Source organism: Pseudomonas sp. GM41(2012) (assembly GCF_000282315.2).
Classification (GTDB): Bacteria; Pseudomonadota; Gammaproteobacteria; order Pseudomonadales; family Pseudomonadaceae; genus Aquipseudomonas.
Map to the genome: position 1 here is coordinate 422,958 of NZ_AKJN02000007.1, position 16,998 is coordinate 439,955.

13 protein-coding genes are annotated in these 16,998 nt (G+C 59.0%); 6 read left to right on the top strand and 7 right to left on the bottom strand.

Translation table 11 applies throughout. From position 1 onward, the window contains the following. Window positions 1-143: 143 nt before the first annotated feature. Entirely contained in the window at window positions 144-3,017 is a 2,874-nt protein-coding gene (gene gcvP, locus PMI27_RS12545) for an aminomethyl-transferring glycine dehydrogenase (RefSeq protein ID WP_008150394.1), read from the top strand. A 154-nt stretch (window positions 3,018-3,171) separates the two neighbouring features. Here gcvP and PMI27_RS12540 read toward each other — a convergent pair whose 3' ends face one another. The 5 genes from PMI27_RS12540 to PMI27_RS12520 form a co-directional block, all read right to left on the bottom strand. Continuing rightward, complete coding sequence (locus PMI27_RS12540; RefSeq protein WP_008150400.1) at window positions 3,172-3,489, bottom strand: DUF2388 domain-containing protein; 318 nt, start codon at window positions 3,487-3,489, stop codon at window positions 3,172-3,174. 68 nt (window positions 3,490-3,557) lie between these two features. Then, window positions 3,558-4,007, bottom strand: a complete 450-nt coding sequence (locus tag PMI27_RS12535; protein ID WP_008150401.1) for an NfeD family protein — start codon at window positions 4,005-4,007, stop codon at window positions 3,558-3,560. 8 nt (window positions 4,008-4,015) lie between these two features. Continuing rightward, window positions 4,016-4,936: an SPFH domain-containing protein gene (locus tag PMI27_RS12530; RefSeq protein ID WP_008150402.1), complete on the bottom strand. Its 921-nt coding sequence runs from the start codon at window positions 4,934-4,936 to the stop codon at window positions 4,016-4,018. Window positions 4,937-5,045: 109 nt separating this feature from the next. Next, the gene (locus PMI27_RS12525) at window positions 5,046-6,830 is read right to left on the bottom strand and encodes a GspE/PulE family protein (protein WP_008150403.1); all 1,785 of its coding nucleotides are present in this window, start codon (window positions 6,828-6,830) and stop codon (window positions 5,046-5,048) included. Between the two features lie 90 nt (window positions 6,831-6,920). Beyond that, on the bottom strand, window positions 6,921-7,259 hold the full coding sequence (locus PMI27_RS12520; protein WP_008150404.1) for a hypothetical protein: 339 nt from the start codon (window positions 7,257-7,259) through the stop codon (window positions 6,921-6,923). Between the two features lie 126 nt (window positions 7,260-7,385). On the opposite strand from PMI27_RS12520, the gene PMI27_RS12515 reads away from it, so the two are divergent. Beyond that, entirely contained in the window at window positions 7,386-7,850 is a 465-nt protein-coding gene (locus PMI27_RS12515) for an Lrp/AsnC family transcriptional regulator (protein ID WP_008150405.1), read from the top strand. Window positions 7,851-7,955: 105 nt separating this feature from the next. Here PMI27_RS12515 and PMI27_RS12510 read toward each other — a convergent pair whose 3' ends face one another. Further along, on the bottom strand, window positions 7,956-9,323 hold the full coding sequence (locus PMI27_RS12510) for a CYTH domain-containing protein (RefSeq protein WP_008150406.1): 1,368 nt from the start codon (window positions 9,321-9,323) through the stop codon (window positions 7,956-7,958). A gap of 317 nt (window positions 9,324-9,640) precedes the next feature. On the opposite strand from PMI27_RS12510, the gene argE reads away from it, so the two are divergent. Together argE and argA are read left to right on the top strand one after the other, a co-directional pair. Continuing rightward, entirely contained in the window at window positions 9,641-10,804 is a 1,164-nt protein-coding gene (argE, locus tag PMI27_RS12505; RefSeq protein WP_008150408.1) for an acetylornithine deacetylase, read from the top strand. 239 nt (window positions 10,805-11,043) lie between these two features. Then, a complete protein-coding gene (gene argA / locus PMI27_RS12500; RefSeq protein WP_008150423.1) occupies window positions 11,044-12,342 on the top strand; it encodes an amino-acid N-acetyltransferase in 1,299 nt (432 codons plus the stop codon). Between the two features lie 147 nt (window positions 12,343-12,489). Here the strand turns inward: argA and tauA are convergent, their stop codons facing one another. Continuing rightward, on the bottom strand, window positions 12,490-13,479 hold the full coding sequence (tauA, locus tag PMI27_RS12495) for a taurine ABC transporter substrate-binding protein (protein ID WP_008150425.1): 990 nt from the start codon (window positions 13,477-13,479) through the stop codon (window positions 12,490-12,492). A 361-nt stretch (window positions 13,480-13,840) separates the two neighbouring features. Here tauA and PMI27_RS12490 point away from each other — a divergent pair, with 361 nt between their 5' ends. Both PMI27_RS12490 and PMI27_RS12485 read left to right on the top strand, forming a co-directional pair. Then, window positions 13,841-15,175, top strand: a complete 1,335-nt coding sequence (locus PMI27_RS12490) for an OprD family porin (protein WP_008150428.1) — start codon at window positions 13,841-13,843, stop codon at window positions 15,173-15,175. Window positions 15,176-15,526: 351 nt separating this feature from the next. Then, on the top strand, window positions 15,527-16,888 hold the full coding sequence (locus PMI27_RS12485) for an OprD family porin (protein ID WP_008150430.1): 1,362 nt from the start codon (window positions 15,527-15,529) through the stop codon (window positions 16,886-16,888). Window positions 16,889-16,998: the final 110 nt, after the last annotated feature.

Consider the following 16,998-nt stretch of genomic DNA (forward strand, 5'->3'; position numbering starts at 1 on the left):
CTGATCAGCGGACAATTGGGCAGATGCCGAGCATGATGATCCGCAATGATCGTTGGCGCCAATCCATCCGCTCGGGTATCGACTGCTATGCTGGTTTGACCGTGTTGCATCGACGTTGAGCGCCAGTCAAGAGAGAGCCCGTCATGTCCCAGTTGCCGTCCTTGAGCCAGTTACGCGACCCCAATGCCTTCCTTCGCCGCCACCTCGGGCCCGATGCCGCCGAACAACAGGCGATGCTCGACAGCCTCGGCCTCGGCAGCCGGGTCGAGTTGATCGAGCAGACGGTGCCGCCGGGAATCCGCCTGAACAGGCCGCTCGACCTGCCTCCCGCCCTCGACGAAGAAGCCGCGCTGGCCAAACTGCGCGGTTACGCCGAGCAAAACCAGGTCTGGACCAGCCTGATCGGCATGGGCTACCACGGCACCCTCACGCCAGCCGTTATTGTGCGCAACGTGCTGGAAAATCCCGGTTGGTACACCGCGTACACGCCCTATCAACCGGAGATCGCCCAGGGCCGGCTCGAAGCGCTGCTGAACTTCCAGCAATTGACCATCGACCTCACGGGACTGGAGCTGGCCAACGCCTCGTTGCTGGACGAAGCCACTGCGGCGGCGGAAGCCATGGCATTGGCCAAGCGTGTCGCCAAGTCCAGGAGCAATCTGTTCTTCGTCGACGAAAACTGTCATCCGCAGACCATTTCGGTGGTGCAGACCCGAGCAGAAGGGTTCGGCTTCGAGCTGATCATCGACTCTGTGGATAACTTGAAACAGCACCAAGTGTTCGGCGCGCTCCTGCAATACCCCGATACCCACGGCGAGATCCGCGATCTTCGTCCCTTGATCGATCATCTGCATGCGCAGCAAGCCTTGGCGTGTGTCGCCACCGATCTGCTGAGTCTGCTGTTGTTGACGCCGCCAGGGGAGCTGGGCGCCGACGTGGTGTTCGGTTCATCCCAGCGTTTCGGCGTGCCCATGGGTTACGGCGGCCCTCACGCGGCGTTTTTTGCCAGTCGCGATGAATACAAACGGGCGATTCCCGGGCGGATCATCGGCGTGTCGAAAGATGCCCGCGGCAACGTCGCCCTGCGTATGGCCCTGCAAACCCGCGAGCAACATATCCGCCGGGAGAAAGCTAATTCGAACATTTGCACCGCGCAGGTGCTGCTGGCCAACATTGCCAGTTTTTATGCGGTCTACCACGGTCCGGAAGGGCTCAAACGCATTGCCCAACGCGTGCATCGGCTGACCAGCATCCTCGCCGCTGGCCTGGAGCGCCACGGCATCACCCGCCTCAACACACACTTTTTCGACACGCTGACGCTGGAGGTTGGTGGTACTCAGACCGCAATCATCGAAAGTGCCCAGGCCGCGCAGATCAATTTGCGCATTCTCGGGCGTGGGCAGTTGGGGCTGAGCCTCGACGAAACCTCTGACGAATCCACCGTCGCGAAGTTGTTTGATGTGTTCCTCGGTTCCGATCATGGGCTCAACGTCGACGAACTGGACGCTGAAACCCTTGCTTCCGGCATTCCCGCAGGTCTGTTGCGTACCTCGTCTTATCTGCGTCACCCGGTGTTCAGCGCCCATCACAGCGAAACCGAGATGCTGCGCTACCTCAAGCAACTGGAGAACAAGGACCTGGCGCTCAACCAATCGATGATCCCGCTGGGCTCCTGCACCATGAAGCTCAACGCCACCAGCGAGATGATCCCGATCACATGGCCGCAGTTCGCCAACCTGCACCCGTTCGTGCCGAAAGAGCAGGCGGTCGGTTATTCGCTGATGATCGAAGAACTGGAGCGTTGGCTCTGCGCGATTACCGGTTTCGACGCGATCTGCATGCAGCCCAACTCGGGCGCCCAAGGCGAGTACGCCGGGTTGCTGGCGATCCGCAAATATCACGAGAGTCGTCATGAGGGCGCGCGGGATATCTGCTTGATCCCGTCCTCGGCCCACGGCACCAACCCGGCGTCGGCGCAGATGGCCGGCATGCGCGTGGTGATCGTCGAATGCGACGAAGCGGGCAACGTTGATCTGGATGACCTCAAAGGCAAGGCCGCGGAGGCCGCAGACAAACTCGCCTGCCTGATGGCGACGTATCCTTCGACCCACGGCGTATACGAGGAAGGCATCAGCGAAATCTGCGAAGTTATCCACAGCCACGGCGGCCAGGTGTACATGGATGGCGCCAACCTCAACGCCCAGGTCGGACTGGCGCGCCCGGCGGACATCGGCGCCGACGTGTCCCACATGAACCTGCACAAGACTTTCTGCATTCCCCATGGCGGCGGCGGGCCAGGCATGGGGCCGATTGGTGTGCGCGCGCATTTGGCGCCGTTCGTGGCCAATCACCCGGTGGTACCAATCGAAGGGCCACTGGCACAGAACGGCGCAGTCAGCGCAGCGCCTTGGGGCAGCGCGAGCATCCTGCCGATCAGCTGGATGTACATCGCGATGATGGGGCCGCAATTGGCGGATGCCAGTGAGGTGGCGATCCTCGCCGCGAATTACCTGGCGCGGCACTTGTCCGGGGCGTTTCCGGTGCTTTACACCGGGCGCAACGAGCGGGTGGCTCACGAATGCATTCTTGACCTGCGGCCACTCAAGGTGCTGACCGGGATCAGCGAGGAGGACGTCGCCAAGCGGCTGATGGACTATGGCTTCCATGCGCCGACCATGTCGTTTCCGGTGCCGGGGACGTTGATGGTGGAACCGACCGAAAGTGAATCGAAGGCAGAGCTGGACCGGTTTATCGGGGCGATGCTGAGTATCCGCGCGGAAATCACCGAGGTGCAGAACGGCAACTGGCCGGCCGATGACAACCCGCTGAAACGTTCACCGCATACCCTGGCGGATATCACCGGGGTTTGGGAGCGGTCCTACAGCATCGCGCAGGCGGTTACGCCGGATGCTCACACCAAGGCGCATAAGTACTGGCCGGTGGTGAACCGTGTCGATAACGTTTACGGCGATCGCAATTTGTTCTGTGCGTGTGTCCCGGTGGATGATTACCGTTGAGGAAGATCAAAAGATCGCAGCCTTCGGCAGCTCCTACAGAGCCCGTGTCGTACACACAATCAAGGTAGGAGCTGCCGAAGGCTGCGATCTTTGCTTTTCAGCGGGCAAAAAAATGCCGCTCATTGAGAGCGGCATTTTTGTTCAGCAATAAATCTTAATTCGAAGCAACGGCATTCTTCGCCAGGATCGCGTTCGCCAGTTCCATGTCCGTGGCCTGCAGGCCAGGGTTGTCGGCGCGGACTTTCTGCATCGCGGCCTCCAGGTATGGACCGCGAATGCCGCCGTCGCTGGCGACAAAGCTGCCGGCATCGTCCTGGGCGGCAACGATCAGCTTGTTATCCTTGAAGGTCAGGTAGGTCGAACCGGTGGTCGCACCGGATGAGATGACGTTACGCCAAAAGCTATCAGCCATCGCCGAACCGACAGGAAAGGACAACAAGGCGATGGTAGCGACAGCAAGTTTGAGACGCATATTGGGTGACTCCACTGGGTTAACTACGGCGTTGGATTGCCAATCCCCCAATCGAGTTCCGTAACGGCTCATTCAGCCGGTTCAACCAGCAAAATAGCCCCTTGCTGGCCGATTACCCGAACGCGGCTGCCCGCCGCGGCATCGCGCCCTCGGGCCATCCACACACCGTCGGCGACCTTGATCTTGCCGCTGCCGTCGACAATCGCTTGATGTACCACAAAGATTTTGCCGATCAGTTCCTGACCGCGCAGATTGAGGTTTGGCTGATCACTCATCCGCACCGCGTTGCGCTGGCGTCTCCACCAGTACAGGGCCGTGGCGATCGAGAGCAGGCCGAACAGCAGGAACTGCAATTCCCAGGACATGTCCGGCATTACAAAGGTCAGCACGCCGACGGCAGCGGCTGCCATGCCGATCCACAGCAAGTAGCCGCCGGCGCCGAACACTTCGAGAATCAGCAGCACCGTGCCAAATGCCAGCCAGTCCCAGAACGATAGGTGCTGCAGGAATGCCCACATAACGTGCCTCAGGCTTTCTTGTTATCGAACGTGGCCTTGACGATTTCGCCGATGCCGCCGACTGCGCCAATCATCGAGCTGGCCTCGAGCGGCATCAGAATCACTTTACTGTTGTTGGCCGAGGCCAGTTTGCCCAGCGCATCGATGTACTTTTGCGCAACGAAGTAATTGACCGCCTGCACGTTGCCGCCTGCGATGGCTTCGGACACCACTTTGGTGGCCTGGGCTTCGGCTTCGGCTTGACGTTCACGGGCTTCGGCTTCGAGGAATGCGGCCTGACGACCCCCTTCGGCCTCCAGAATCTGCGCCTGCTTCTTGCCTTCGGCAGTCAGAATCGCCGCGGCACGCAGACCTTCGGCTTCAAGAATTTGCGCGCGCTTGATCCGCTCGGCTTTCATCTGTCCCGACATCGCAGCCATCAAGTCAGCCGGCGGGCTGATGTCCTTGATCTCGATCCGGGTGATCTTGATGCCCCACGGCGCTGTGGCTTCGTCGACGGTGCGCAGCAGTTTTTCGTTGATCCCGTCACGCTGGCTGAGCATCGCGTCCAGCTCCATGGAGCCGAGCACGGTACGAATGTTGGTTTGCAGCAGGTTGCGGATCGCGTGTTCGAGGTTGTTGACCTCGTAGGCAGCCTGGGCGGTATTGACCACCTGGAAGAAGCACACGGCGTCGATCTGTACCGTGGCGTTATCTGCTGTGATGACTTCCTGGGGCGGAATATCCAGCACGCTTTCCATCACGTTGATCTTGCGACCGATGCGGTCCATCACCGGAATGATGATGTTGAGGCCGGGCTTGAGCGTGTTGGTGTAACGACCAAAACGCTCGACCGTCCACTGGTAACCCTGAGGTACGACCTTGAAGCCCATGAACAGAATGGCGACCACCAGGCCGACAAAAAGTAAAAGCACGCTTCCGATCTGCATAACGATTCCCTGTTAATCAATGAAATTTCGATCGCGAGAGTGTAGCGGCGTGGGTCGGTGATAAGAACAAGTTAGTCACCCTTGGCATCATCAGGAGACATAAAAGGTTTCATTTCTGCTCACTCTGCGGCGTTACCCGCAATACCTCCTCAATCGTCGTCAAACCCGCCGCCACTTTTTGCGCGCCTGACAATCGCAAACTGCGCATGCCTTCCTTGAACGCCTGACGCCGCACCGCCAGCAAATCGGTGTCGGGGTTGATCAGCGCTTTGACGCCGTCCGTCAGCTGCATGATTTCATAGACTCCCGCGCGGCCGCGGTAACCGGTATCGCGGCATTCAAGGCAACCGATGGCACGATGTGCGTTGTTCGGCAACGGTGCCTGCCAGGGCCGGGTCAAGGTTTGCCAGTCTTCTTCACCCAGGGTCAGCGGCGCCTTGCAATGCGGGCACAAGGTGCGGACCAGGCGCTGGGCCATGACGCCGAGCACCGTGGCTTTGATCAGGTAATGCGGCACGCCCAGCTCCAGCAAGCGGCTGATCGCGCTCGGCGCATCGTTGGTGTGCAGCGTCGACAGCACCAAGTGACCAGTGAGCGCAGCCTGGATCGCCATTTCAGCGGTTTCCAGATCACGGATCTCACCGATCATGATGATGTCCGGATCCTGTCGCATCAGTGCGCGCACACCGGCGGCGAAGGTCAGGTCGATGTTGTGTTGGACTTGCATCTGGTTGAACGCCGGCTCGACCATTTCGATCGGGTCTTCGATGGTGCAGAGGTTGACCTCCGGCGTCGCCAGTTTCTTCAGGGTGGTGTACAGCGTGGTGGTTTTGCCGGAACCGGTCGGGCCGGTGACCAGGATGATGCCGTTGGGCTGGCTCGTCATGTCCTGCCAGCGGCGCAAGTCATCGGCGGAGAAGCCCAGCTGATCAAAGTTCTTGAGCAGTACTTCCGGGTCGAAGATCCGCATGACCATTTTTTCGCCGAAGGCGGTAGGCAATGTCGACAGCCGCAGCTCGACTTCGCCACCATCCGGGGTTTTGGTCTTGACCCGGCCGTCCTGGGGTTTGCGTTTTTCCGCGACGTTCATCCGCCCGAGGCTTTTCAGGCGGCTGACGATCGCCATGGTCACATGCGGCGGGAATTGATAGACGTTGTGCAGCACGCCGTCGATGCGAAAGCGCACCGTGCCTTGTTCGCGCCGGGGTTCGATGTGGATGTCACTGGCGCGTTGCTGGAACGCGTACTGGAACAACCAGTCGACGATGTTGACGATGTGCGCGTCGTTGGCGTCCGGTTCCTGGTCGCTGGAGCCGAGGTTGAGCAACTGCTCGAAATTGCCCAGGGTGTTCATTTGCTGATCGGCGTTGGTCGCGCCGGTGACCGATTTGGCCAGGCGGAAAAACTCCACGCTGAAGCGCTGGATGTCGACCGGGTTGGCCACCACACGCTTGATCGGCAGTTTCAGCACATGGGTCAGGTCGGCTTCCCAACCGGTGACGTAGGGCTGGGCGCTGGCCACGGTCACCGCGTCGCGGTCGATAGACACGGCGAGAATCTTGTGGCGCTGGGCGAAGGCGTAGGACATCAACGGCGTAATCGCCGCGACGTTGATTTTCAGCGGATCGATGCGCAGATAAGGCTGACCGGCCTGCTGCGACAGCCACAGGGTCAGGCTTTCCAGGTCGAGGTGTTTACCGGGACGGCTGAGATCGTCCAGGTGTTGGCTGGCGATGAATTCCAGCGGGTGCATCTGGCCATTGGCAGCGTGACGGCGTCGAGCATTGAGCGCGTGTTCGGCCGAGTCCTGACTGATAAAACCTTGGGCGACCAGTTCACGCAGCAAATCATTGAGATCCAGCCAGCGGTCCTGAATGGCAAGTTGAACGGACATGCGGGCTCCTCATGAACAACAGTTCGCAAAGGATAGTCGCGGACCGGCAGACCGTTGGGCCACTACTCGACGAAGCCGTGTCGAGTTTTTTCAGCCCGCCGCCTGTGCCGGTTCATTCCACGCGCAATCAACCGCTTGCAGATCAACCGAACAGACGCTGATCAGGTTACGTAATTTTTCCGCGATCACTTGGGCGCGGTGCCAGCTCAGGCCGTCTATCACGATGTCGATCGACAACAGATCGTCCATCCGCTGCACGTTGACCTGTTGCGGCGTCAGAAACTGCAAAGCGAACAGGTTGAGCGCCCGGCACAGCAGGTCCGGTTCGGCCTCGGCCAAAAGTTGGTAATGAGCGCGGCAGTGGGCGTTGCTGACGTTCCAGACATCGGCGCGGGTATGCGGGCTGTTGACGGCTTCTAGATACGGCATGGTCGGTCTCCAAAATCACTGGAGGAATTTTTACATTCGGTGCCGGGCATTTCTTATCTATGATTGGGCTTATTGGCGATTGTTTGAATTGCTTGATTCGTTAAGTTATCAATCAAAGGTTTTTTTATGCATGGCGAGCTGGATGGCTACGACCGCAAGATTCTCGCGTTGCTGCAAGAGGACGCTTCGCTTTCCAGTGCACAGATTGCGGAACAGGTGGGGCTGTCGCAGTCGCCGTGCTGGCGGCGGATTCAGCGGATGAAGGAGGAGGGGATCATTCGCGGGCAGGTGACCTTGCTCGACCGGAAGAAAATCGGGCTTAACACGCAGATTTTCGCTGAAATCAAACTCAACGCTCACGGGCGGTCGAACTTCACCGAATTCACCGAGGCGATTCGTGGCTTTCCCGAAGTGCTGGAATGTTATGTGCTGATGGGGTCGGTGGATTTCTTGCTGCGGATTGTGACGGCGGACATTGAGGCGTATGAGCGCTTCTTCTTCGAGAAGCTGTCGATGGTGCCGGGGATTCAGGAGGTGAACTCGATCGTGGCGTTGTCGGAGATCAAGTCCACGACGAGTTTGCCGGTGTAACACTGACGTGGCGAGGGGGCTTGCCCCCGTTGGGATGCGTAGCAGCCCCAAAATGATGGGAGCGCTGCGCACTCCAACGGGGGCAAGCCCCCTCGCCACAGGGTGTTACATGCGCAGCAGCATTTTCCAGGCACGATTCTGATACACCGCAATCGCCTGCTGCTTACGCGCATCCAGCGATTCATCGGTGATCGGTTCGTTGGCCAATTGAGCAAGCTGTTTCAGCTCACCGTACAGGCGATCCATTTCCGGGATGTCCAGCACGCTGCGGGCGTGGTGCAGCCAGGCCTGGATGCGCTCGATACGCGGCAGTTGCTCGGCCAGGTCTTCCGGCTGTTGCTGATAACGCTGCAGTTGCAGGGAAGTCGCTTCTTCACCCAGCAGACGTGGCAACCAGCTGCCCAATTGCGCAGCGCCCTGGCGATTGCCGCGGACGTTGCGATCGGCAGCCCAGGTGCGGGCCAGCAACCAGCGCGAAGTGTTCAGCGAGAACAAGCCCCAACGCGGATCTTCCAGTTCTTCGAGGAACTGCTCCGGCGCGGCTTTGCGCACGTCTTCGTCGTCGATACCGGCCTGCACCAGCGGACGCCAGTCTTCGAGCAAGGCGTCCAGCGCTACGCGCAGATCGTGCGTCGACTGACGTGGCGCGGCTTGGCCCAGGCTGCTCAGCAGCGCACGCAATTCAGCCAGGTTTTCGACCCAGTCCTGTAACAGGCGCCAGTGGCCATTGAAGCGATACTGCTCGGCCAGGCGCTGGCTGCTGCTCAGCAAGTGCCAGCTCAGCGCGGCGAAAGCGTCGTCCAGCGGCATTTCGGCAGTGATCTGCGGCGCTGGCAGGCTCAACGAATAGCTGTTGGCGTCGTACAAACGATAACCGCGCTCGGCTTTGCTGATGTCACACGGCATCAGGGCCAGGGTCGCGGCCAGTTCGGCGGCCAGTTCCAGCAGAGCGGCCGGCTCGCCTTCGCGCAGTTCCAGTTCCAGTTCGCAGATTTCTTCTTTCTGCTTGCCCACGATCACGTGACCGAGATCCAGTGCGGCTTCGATCACCACTTTGGTCTTGCCACGGCCCCAAGCGATTTCCGCGCGTTCGCGGACGAAATCGGTGGTGAAGATCGGCTTCAGGGTTTTCTTGTCCAGCTCGGCCAGCTCTTCAGGCCAGCATTCGCCGTCGAGTTTCTTCACGTCGAGCTTGGCTTTGGGCAGATTCCAGTCGTATTCGTTACGCTCGGACAAACCGGCGACGCTCTGGCCGCGGGTCTTGAGGGTCTGAATCACTTCTTCGCCATCGCGGCGCAGGCGCAGGGCAACCTTGGCGCGGGCCAGGTCGCGCTCAGGCGTGTCGAAGTACTGATTCATCAACTCACGGCGTTCCCAGCCACTTTTGTTGCGTTTTTTCAGGAGCGGGTGCTCGCGCAGGGCCGCGAGAGTTTCTCGGCTGACGCGGAGTTTGATTTCGGTTTCTTTCTGCATGGCCGGAAAATCCAGGATCGGGAGCGCAGCCGGGGGAATGTGTGGCTGCCAAGGTCGTGCAGTGTACAGGACTCATCCGAGATAGGGTCTGTTGACGCTTGGTGACGGCCGCGACGGAGCCCCCCTTGGCGCAGGGCTGCGTTGCTCGGAACTCATTTGGGACAACCAAACCACTTTCCTCGCGCCTTGCCCTGCACCAAGGGGGGCTCCGTCTCGGCCGTCACCAAGCGTCAACAGACCCTACCCGCGCCGCGGCGGTTTATTCCTGTCACCGGATGGTTCTATGATGGACTTCAACTCGGGAGTTGGAGTCAGCGATGCCTTTACCGTCCATGAAAGATCAGTTCGCTGCGCTGATCGCTGCGCCGTCCGTCAGCTGTACGCAGGCCAGCCTCGATCAAACCAACCGTCCGGTGATCGATTTGCTGGCGACGTGGCTCGGCGATCTGGGTTTTACCTGCGACATCCAGCAGGTCAGCCCCGGAAAATTCAATCTGCTGGCCAGTTTCGGTTCAGGCCCTGGTGGCCTGGTGCTGGCCGGTCACAGTGACACGGTGCCGTTCGATGGTGCGCTGTGGCAGACCGATCCGCTGAAGCTGACCGAAGTCGACGGTCGCTGGGTGGGGCTGGGTAGTTGCGACATGAAGGGTTTTTTCGCCCTGGCCATCGAAGCCGTCATACCGCTGCTCGATCAGCCGTTCAAGCAACCGCTGCTGATCCTCGCCACTTGCGATGAAGAAAGCTCGATGTCCGGCGCTCGTGCCCTGGCCGAAGCCGGGCGTCCGCTCGGTCGTGCGGCGGTAATCGGCGAGCCGACCGGGCTCAAGCCGATCCGCATGCACAAAGGCATCATGATGGAGCGCATCGACATCCTCGGCCAGAGCGGCCACTCCTCGGATCCGCGCCTCGGCCACAGCGCCCTCGAAGCCATGCACGATGCCATCGGTGAACTGCGTGGTTTGCGGTTGGCGTGGCAGCGTGAATTCCGTAATCCACAGTTCAGCGTGCCGACGCCGACCCTGAATTTCGGCTGCATCCATGGTGGAGATAATCCCAACCGTATTTGCGGCCAGTGTTCGCTGGAGTTTGATCTGCGCCCGTTACCGGGCATGGACCCCAATGCCCTGCGCGCGGAGATTCTGCAGAAGCTCAAGCCCATTGCCGAGTGGCATCAGGTGAAGATCGATTACGCGCCGCTGTTCCCCGAAGTGCCGCCGTTCGAGCAGGCCGAGGATGCAGAATTGGTCCGGGTTGCGGAAAAGCTCACCGGCCATCGTGCCGAAGCAGTGGCGTTCGGCACCGAAGCGCCTTATCTTCAGCGTCTTGGCTGCGAAACTTTGGTGCTCGGCCCTGGCGACATCGCCTGTGCGCACCAACCGGGGGAATACCTCGAAATGTCACGTTTGCAGCCTACGGTGCATCTATTACGTCAACTGATTGAACATTACTGCCTGACACCGGCCGCAATGCAATCCCTGTAGGAGCCGAGCTTGCTCGCGATGGCGGCATTACATTCAACATTAATGTTGGCTGACCCACCGCTATCGCGAGCAAGCTCGGCTCCTACAGGTTTGTGTTTTATAAATTGCCGGTGTCCCAACCCGTATTCATGAGGAGAGCGCGCGTGTCGCCAAGCCTGTTCCGACGATAACCATCAGCCCGCTGTGCGTTTTCTGTTTCGCCCATTTTTTTGGCTGCTATTTATTACAGGCCCAGGTTCATGCCCGAATACGTTAATTGGCTCCGTCACGCTTCGCCTTACATCAACGCCCACCGCGATTGCACCTTCGTCGTCATGCTGCCCGGCGACGGCGTGGAGCACCCGAATTTCGGCAATATCGTCCACGACCTGGTGCTGTTGCACAGTCTGGGCGTGCGATTGGTGCTGGTTCACGGTTCCCGTCCGCAAATTGAAACCCGCCTGGCTGCGCGCGGCCTGACCCCGCATTACCACCACGGCATGCGCATCACCGATGCTGCAACGCTGGAGTGTGTGATCGATGCGGTGGGCCAGCTGCGTATCGCCATCGAAGCTCGGCTGTCCATGGACATGGCCTCATCGCCGATGCAGGGCTCGCGTCTGCGGGTGGCCAGCGGCAACCTGGTGACGGCGCGGCCGATTGGCGTGCTGGAAGGTGTCGACTATCACCACACCGGCGAAGTGCGTCGGGTCGACCGCAAGGGCATCAATCGCCTGCTGGATGAGCGCTCCATCGTGCTGCTGTCGCCGTTGGGTTACTCGCCGACCGGTGAGATTTTCAACCTCGCCTGCGAAGACGTCGCCACCCGCGCGGCCATCGATCTGGGGGCGGACAAGCTGCTGTTGTTCGGCGCTGACCTCGGTCTGATCGATGAAAACGGTCGTCTGGTTCGTGAGTTGCGGCCGCAACAAGTGCCGGCGCATCTGCAGCGCCTGGGCAGCAACTATCAGGCAGAGCTGCTGGATGCGGCCGCTGAGGCCTGTCGCGGTGGCGTGGCGCGCAGTCATATCGTCAGCTACGCCGAAAATGGCGCGCTGCTGACCGAACTGTTCACCCGTGACGGTGGCGGTACGCTGGTGGCCCAGGAGCAATTCGAGATTGTGCGCGAAGCGGCCATCGAAGACGTCGGTGGTTTGCTGGATTTGATCAGCCCGCTGGAAGAGCAGGGCATTCTGGTGCGGCGTTCCCGCGAGGTGCTGGAGCGTGAGATCGAGCAGTTCAGTGTGGTCGAACGCGAAGGCATGATCATCGCGTGTGCGGCGCTGTATCAGATTGCTGATTCGGATGCGGGCGAGTTGGCGTGTCTGGCGGTGAACCCGGAATACCGCCATGGCGGTCGTGGTGATGAGCTGCTGGAGCGCATCGAAACTCGTGCCCGGGCGCAGGGGCTGAAAACCCTGTTCGTATTGACGACCCGCACCGCTCACTGGTTTCGCGAGCGTGGGTTTGTGCCGAGCAGTGTTGAACGTCTGCCATCAGCGCGGGCGTCGCTGTACAACTATCAGCGTAATTCGAAGATCTTCGAAAAAACCTTGTAACCCTGTGGCGAGGGGGCTTGCCCCCGCTGGGCTGCGGAGCGGCCCCAAAACCGGTCAATGCGGTGTGCCTGACAGAACCGTATCGCTGATACAGGGAGTCCTTCGGCCTCCAACGGGGGCAAGCCCCCTCGCCACAGGTTCAGCGTGTTACTCCGTGACAAACTTCGCACTGACATAGGGCGAATAATCCGGCAGCACCGTCTCGACCTTCCCTTGTTCCTTCAAGAACTTCGCCGTCTCGCCAATCGCCTTGGCCGTGCCGCCGTCCAGCAGCGCGGTGGTCTGTTGGGCTTTGGCATCCGGGAACGTGGAACCGGCCAGCAACTCCGGCACATCGACGGCATTGGCGCCGGTCAGTTTGGCGATTTTTTGCACCGGTACCGAGTCAGCAGTCCAGCTGTCCTTATGCGCGGCATAGTCGGCGAACGAGTCCAGCGTGACCTTGGCGAATTTGGCCACCACCTCTGGGTGCTTCTCGGCGTAATCCTTGCGCGCGACCCAGACCTCGAAGGTCGGTGCACCCCATTGGCCGACCTGTGCCGCGTCGGTCAAGGTCTTGCCGGTCTTGCGAATTTCCCCCAGGGCGGGTGACCAGACAAACGCTCCATCGATGTCACCACGCTTCCACGCCGCCGCGATTTCCGCCGGTTGCAAATTCACCACTTTGACTTTCGAGGCATCCAGGCCCCAGTGCTTCAACGCACCCAGCAAACTGTAGTGGGAGGTTGAAACGAAGGGGGTGGCGATGGTCTTGCCGATCAGATCTTCCGGTTTATCAATGCCGCTGCCGTTGCGCACCACGAGTGCTTCAGCGGCGTTGATCTGGGCGGAAACAATGAACGCAACGATTGGCAGATTGCGCGAAGCAGCGGCTGCCAGCGGACTTGAACCGAGGTTGCCAATCTGTACGTCGCCAGAAGCAATGGCAGTAACCACTTCCGGGCCGCTATTGAAACGACGCCAGTCAATTTTCTGGCCTATGGTTTTTTCGTACAGTCCGTCTGCCTGGGGGACTTTGCTGGGGTCGATGCCGGTTTGATAGCCGATTGTGAGGTTTGCAGCGTGAGCGCTGAAAGATATTATTAGCGATACACAAACTGTAACAATTGAGCCGGATAGTGCGCGTTTGGTGGTCATGGCGCTGCCTTATCGATAGGGATTGATCGTGAGTTGCATCAAAGCTAATCGATCTAAAAAAAGGCTAACAAATACCATTTAGGAATTAGCTTATGAGCCGGTGCCCGTGTCTCGGCTCAAGGGGGAGTGCGGAGCTAAATTCCTAAACGGTATGAAAAAGAATTGGGTGATTCTTTTTGGGTTTATGAAGCGTTCATTGCCCGGCAGGAGCGAATTTACTGGGGATTAGACTATGGTCGTAGACACACAAAGTTACGATTGACTTGTGAGTCACGGTCTGGCGCTAATCGTGCATCTTAGGATCCGAGGCAATTAACCCCGGGCCAGGAACACAAGAATTAGAAACGATAGGAGCGAAACAATGAACAAGTCCACCTTGGCTCTGGCCGTGGCCGTAGGGGTTTTGGCGCAGCAGGCAGGCGCCGCAGGTTTCCTGGAAGACAGCAAGGCTTCCGTCAGTTCCCGCACCATGTATTACAACAACGATAACCGAGAAGGCGGTGCGGATCAGAGAGAGACCGCTGAAGGCCTGAAGTTCGACTATCTGTCTGGTTTTACCCAAGGCACTGTCGGTTTCGGTATCGACGCCCAAGCTCTCGTCGGTATTCATCTGGACGGCGGCAAAGGTCACCACCCAGCCAACAACAACACGTTCTTCCCAAGCGACAGCGATGGTTCGGCCGTGCACGAGTGGAGCCGCGCGGCGGCCAACGTCAAGGCCCGCTTCTCGAAGACCGAAGCCCACCTGGGTGGCGCTCTGCAACCGAACCTGCCGATCCTGGTAGCGAACGACAGCCGCGTGCTGCCACAGACCTTTGACGGTGGCACCATCACCTCGAAGGAAATCGACAACGTGACCCTTAACGCGGGTCAGTTGGAGCACTCGGCGGGTCGCGCCTCTTCGAACTCCACCGGCCTGGCCGTGGCTGGCGGTACTCAGGACAGCAATCAGTTCCGTTACGCCGGTGCTGACTGGAAGGTCACCAAAGACCTGACCCTGCAGTACTACCACTCGAATCTGAAGGATTACTACAAACAGGACTTCCTTGGCCTGATTCACGTTTTCCCGATCGACGCCAACCAGTCCTTCAAGACAGACTTGCGCTATTTCGACAGCAGCTCCGTTGGCAAGAACGGCGACGCCGGCTATCGCTTCAATAACAACAACGGTTTTGCCAGGACCCCGGGCGAGGTCGATAACAAGACCTGGAGCGCCATGTTCACCTACACCCTGGGTGGTAACGCCTTCCTGCTCGGTCACCAGCGCGTAAACGATGACGGCGGTTTCGTCTACCTGAACCAGGGCAACGTTGTGGATGGCAATGGTCATCCGGAAGCGAACGGAGGCGCGAGCTTCTACCTGTTCACCGATGCCATGATTAACGGTTTCGTCCGTGCCGGTGAAAACACCACCTTCGGTCAGTACTCCTATGACTTCGCAGCGTTGGGTGTACCGGGCCTGAAAACCTCGATCGCCTACCTGCACGGCGATAACATCAAGGCAACGAACGGCAGTGGCCCTGATGCATCCGAGTGGGAACGCGACATGCGGATCGACTACACCATCCAGCAGGGCTCTCTTAAAGGTTTCGGCGTGACGTTGCGTAATGGCGTCTACCGTGGCAGTGAAGTCAGCAACAACCCTGATGTTGACCAGACTCGTCTGATCTTCAACTACACCTACAGCTTCTTGTAATAGTCGTCAGAAAAAGCCTCGCCCGCCGGCGAGGCTTTTTTTTGTGTTTTTTCAATATTCCAAATAGAGCTTACATAGTAATTTTTTATTCTTTTTAGCTTTTAATCCAACCGTCTAAAGTGGGTGGCTTATGAGCCGATACCTTGTGTCCCGACTCAGAGTAATAACGCGAAGCTATATGCCTTAATGGCATGAAAAATGACGAAATAATTCTTTTTGTGTTTATCATGCGGGCCAAAATCACAGCGGTCAGGCCATCGCCGTCACACGGTCTGGCACTCACCGGGCATTTCAGGATCCAGGGCATTCGACCCAGGACCTCAAAAATTAGAAACGATAGGAGCGAAGCAAATGAACAAGTCCACCTTGGCCCTGGCTGTGGCCGTAGGGGTTTTGGCGCAGCAGGCAGGCGCCGCCGGTTTCATCGAAGACAGCAAAGCTACTTTGGGGCTGCGTAACTTCTACATCAACACGGATTACCGTGACGGCACTGCCGAACCAAGCAGGAACGAAGAGTGGGGCCAAGGCTTCGATCTGCGCTTCACTTCCGGTTATACCCAAGGCACTGTCGGTTTCGGTATCGACGCCATCGGCCTGCTGGGTGTACGTCTGGATTCGGGCGGCGGCACTAATGGCAACGTTAACGCCAATGGCACCCCTGGTACCGCTTATGGCGGCACTGTTTTCCCAAGCGAGTCCAACGGCCAAGCGGTGGATAACTTCTCCAGCCTGGGCCTGACTGCCAAAGCCAAGATCTCCCAGACCGAACTGAAGCTGGGTACCCTGCAGCCGAAGAACCCGGTAATCGTGACCAACGACGGTCGTCTGCTGCCGCAAACCTTTCAAGGTGGTCAGATCACCTCGAACGAAATCAAAGACCTGGCACTGGTCGGTGGCCAGATCGAGCACGCCAAAGGTCGTAACTCCAGCAACAACGAAGAGTTGTCGATTGCTGGTGCGAACTCTCCCACCGCTTCCGGTCGCGACAGCAACAAATTCTATTACGGTGGCGGTGACTACAAAATCACCAAAGACCTGACTGCCCAGTACTACTACGGCAACCTGGAAGATTTCTACAAGCAGCACTTCCTGGGTCTGGTTCACAACTGGGCAATCGGCCCGGGTGTTCTGAAATCCGACCTGCGCTACTTCAACAGCCGGGATGACGGCGCCAACGGTCACGACGCCAGCTACTTCACCTCTGGCAACTACAATGCGCCAAACGGTAAAGGCAAGGTCGACAACAACCTGTATAGCGGCCTGTTCCTGTATACCGTTGCCGGCCACACCTTCGGCGGCGGCTATCAGGCCAGCAACGGTAGCAGCGACTTCCCTTACTTGAACCAGGGTGACGGCGCTTCGGCTTACCTGACTACCGACATGCAGATCCAGAAGTTCGCCCGTGCCGGCGAGCGCACTTGGCAAGCACGCTACTCGTATGACTTTGCCAAGGTCGGTGTACCAGGTCTGACGGCCGGTGTGATCTACCTGAAAGGTGATGAAATTGATACCGTCAACGCTCGCGGTGGCGAGTTGGCTAACGGTGCTTCCGAGTGGGAACGCGACCTGACTCTGGCTTACGTCGTACAAGAAGGCGCGCTGAAAAACCTTGGTGTCACGTGGAAAAACGCTATGTGGCGTACCGACCTGCCGAGCACTCGTTCGCAGGACGAAAACCGTCTGATCGTCAGCTACTCGATCCCGCTGTTGTAATAGCACTCGCGTAACTGAAGTAAAAAAAGCCCCGCCTGGCATCTCGCCGGGCGGGGCTTTTGCGTTTTCAAGTCAGGCTCACCCCCGTAAACCCTCCTCGAAGTTTCCCT

Coding starts and splice junctions, on each gene's coding strand:
- gcvP (WP_008150394.1), top strand. CDS start 144: ATGTCCCAGTTGCCGTCCTTGAGCCAGTTACGCGACCCCAATGCCTTC.
- PMI27_RS12510 (WP_008150406.1), bottom strand. CDS start 9,323: ATGCAGAAAGAAACCGAAATCAAACTCCGCGTCAGCCGAGAAACTCTC.
- PMI27_RS12485 (WP_008150430.1), top strand. CDS start 15,527: ATGAACAAGTCCACCTTGGCCCTGGCTGTGGCCGTAGGGGTTTTGGCG.
- argE (WP_008150408.1), top strand. CDS start 9,641: ATGCCTTTACCGTCCATGAAAGATCAGTTCGCTGCGCTGATCGCTGCG.
- tauA (WP_008150425.1), bottom strand. CDS start 13,479: ATGACCACCAAACGCGCACTATCCGGCTCAATTGTTACAGTTTGTGTA.
- argA (WP_008150423.1), top strand. CDS start 11,044: ATGCCCGAATACGTTAATTGGCTCCGTCACGCTTCGCCTTACATCAAC.
- PMI27_RS12525 (WP_008150403.1), bottom strand. CDS start 6,830: ATGTCCGTTCAACTTGCCATTCAGGACCGCTGGCTGGATCTCAATGAT.
- PMI27_RS12490 (WP_008150428.1), top strand. CDS start 13,841: ATGAACAAGTCCACCTTGGCTCTGGCCGTGGCCGTAGGGGTTTTGGCG.
- PMI27_RS12535 (WP_008150401.1), bottom strand. CDS start 4,007: ATGTGGGCATTCCTGCAGCACCTATCGTTCTGGGACTGGCTGGCATTT.
- PMI27_RS12520 (WP_008150404.1), bottom strand. CDS start 7,259: ATGCCGTATCTAGAAGCCGTCAACAGCCCGCATACCCGCGCCGATGTC.
- PMI27_RS12540 (WP_008150400.1), bottom strand. CDS start 3,489: ATGCGTCTCAAACTTGCTGTCGCTACCATCGCCTTGTTGTCCTTTCCT.
- PMI27_RS12530 (WP_008150402.1), bottom strand. CDS start 4,936: ATGCAGATCGGAAGCGTGCTTTTACTTTTTGTCGGCCTGGTGGTCGCC.
- PMI27_RS12515 (WP_008150405.1), top strand. CDS start 7,386: ATGCATGGCGAGCTGGATGGCTACGACCGCAAGATTCTCGCGTTGCTG.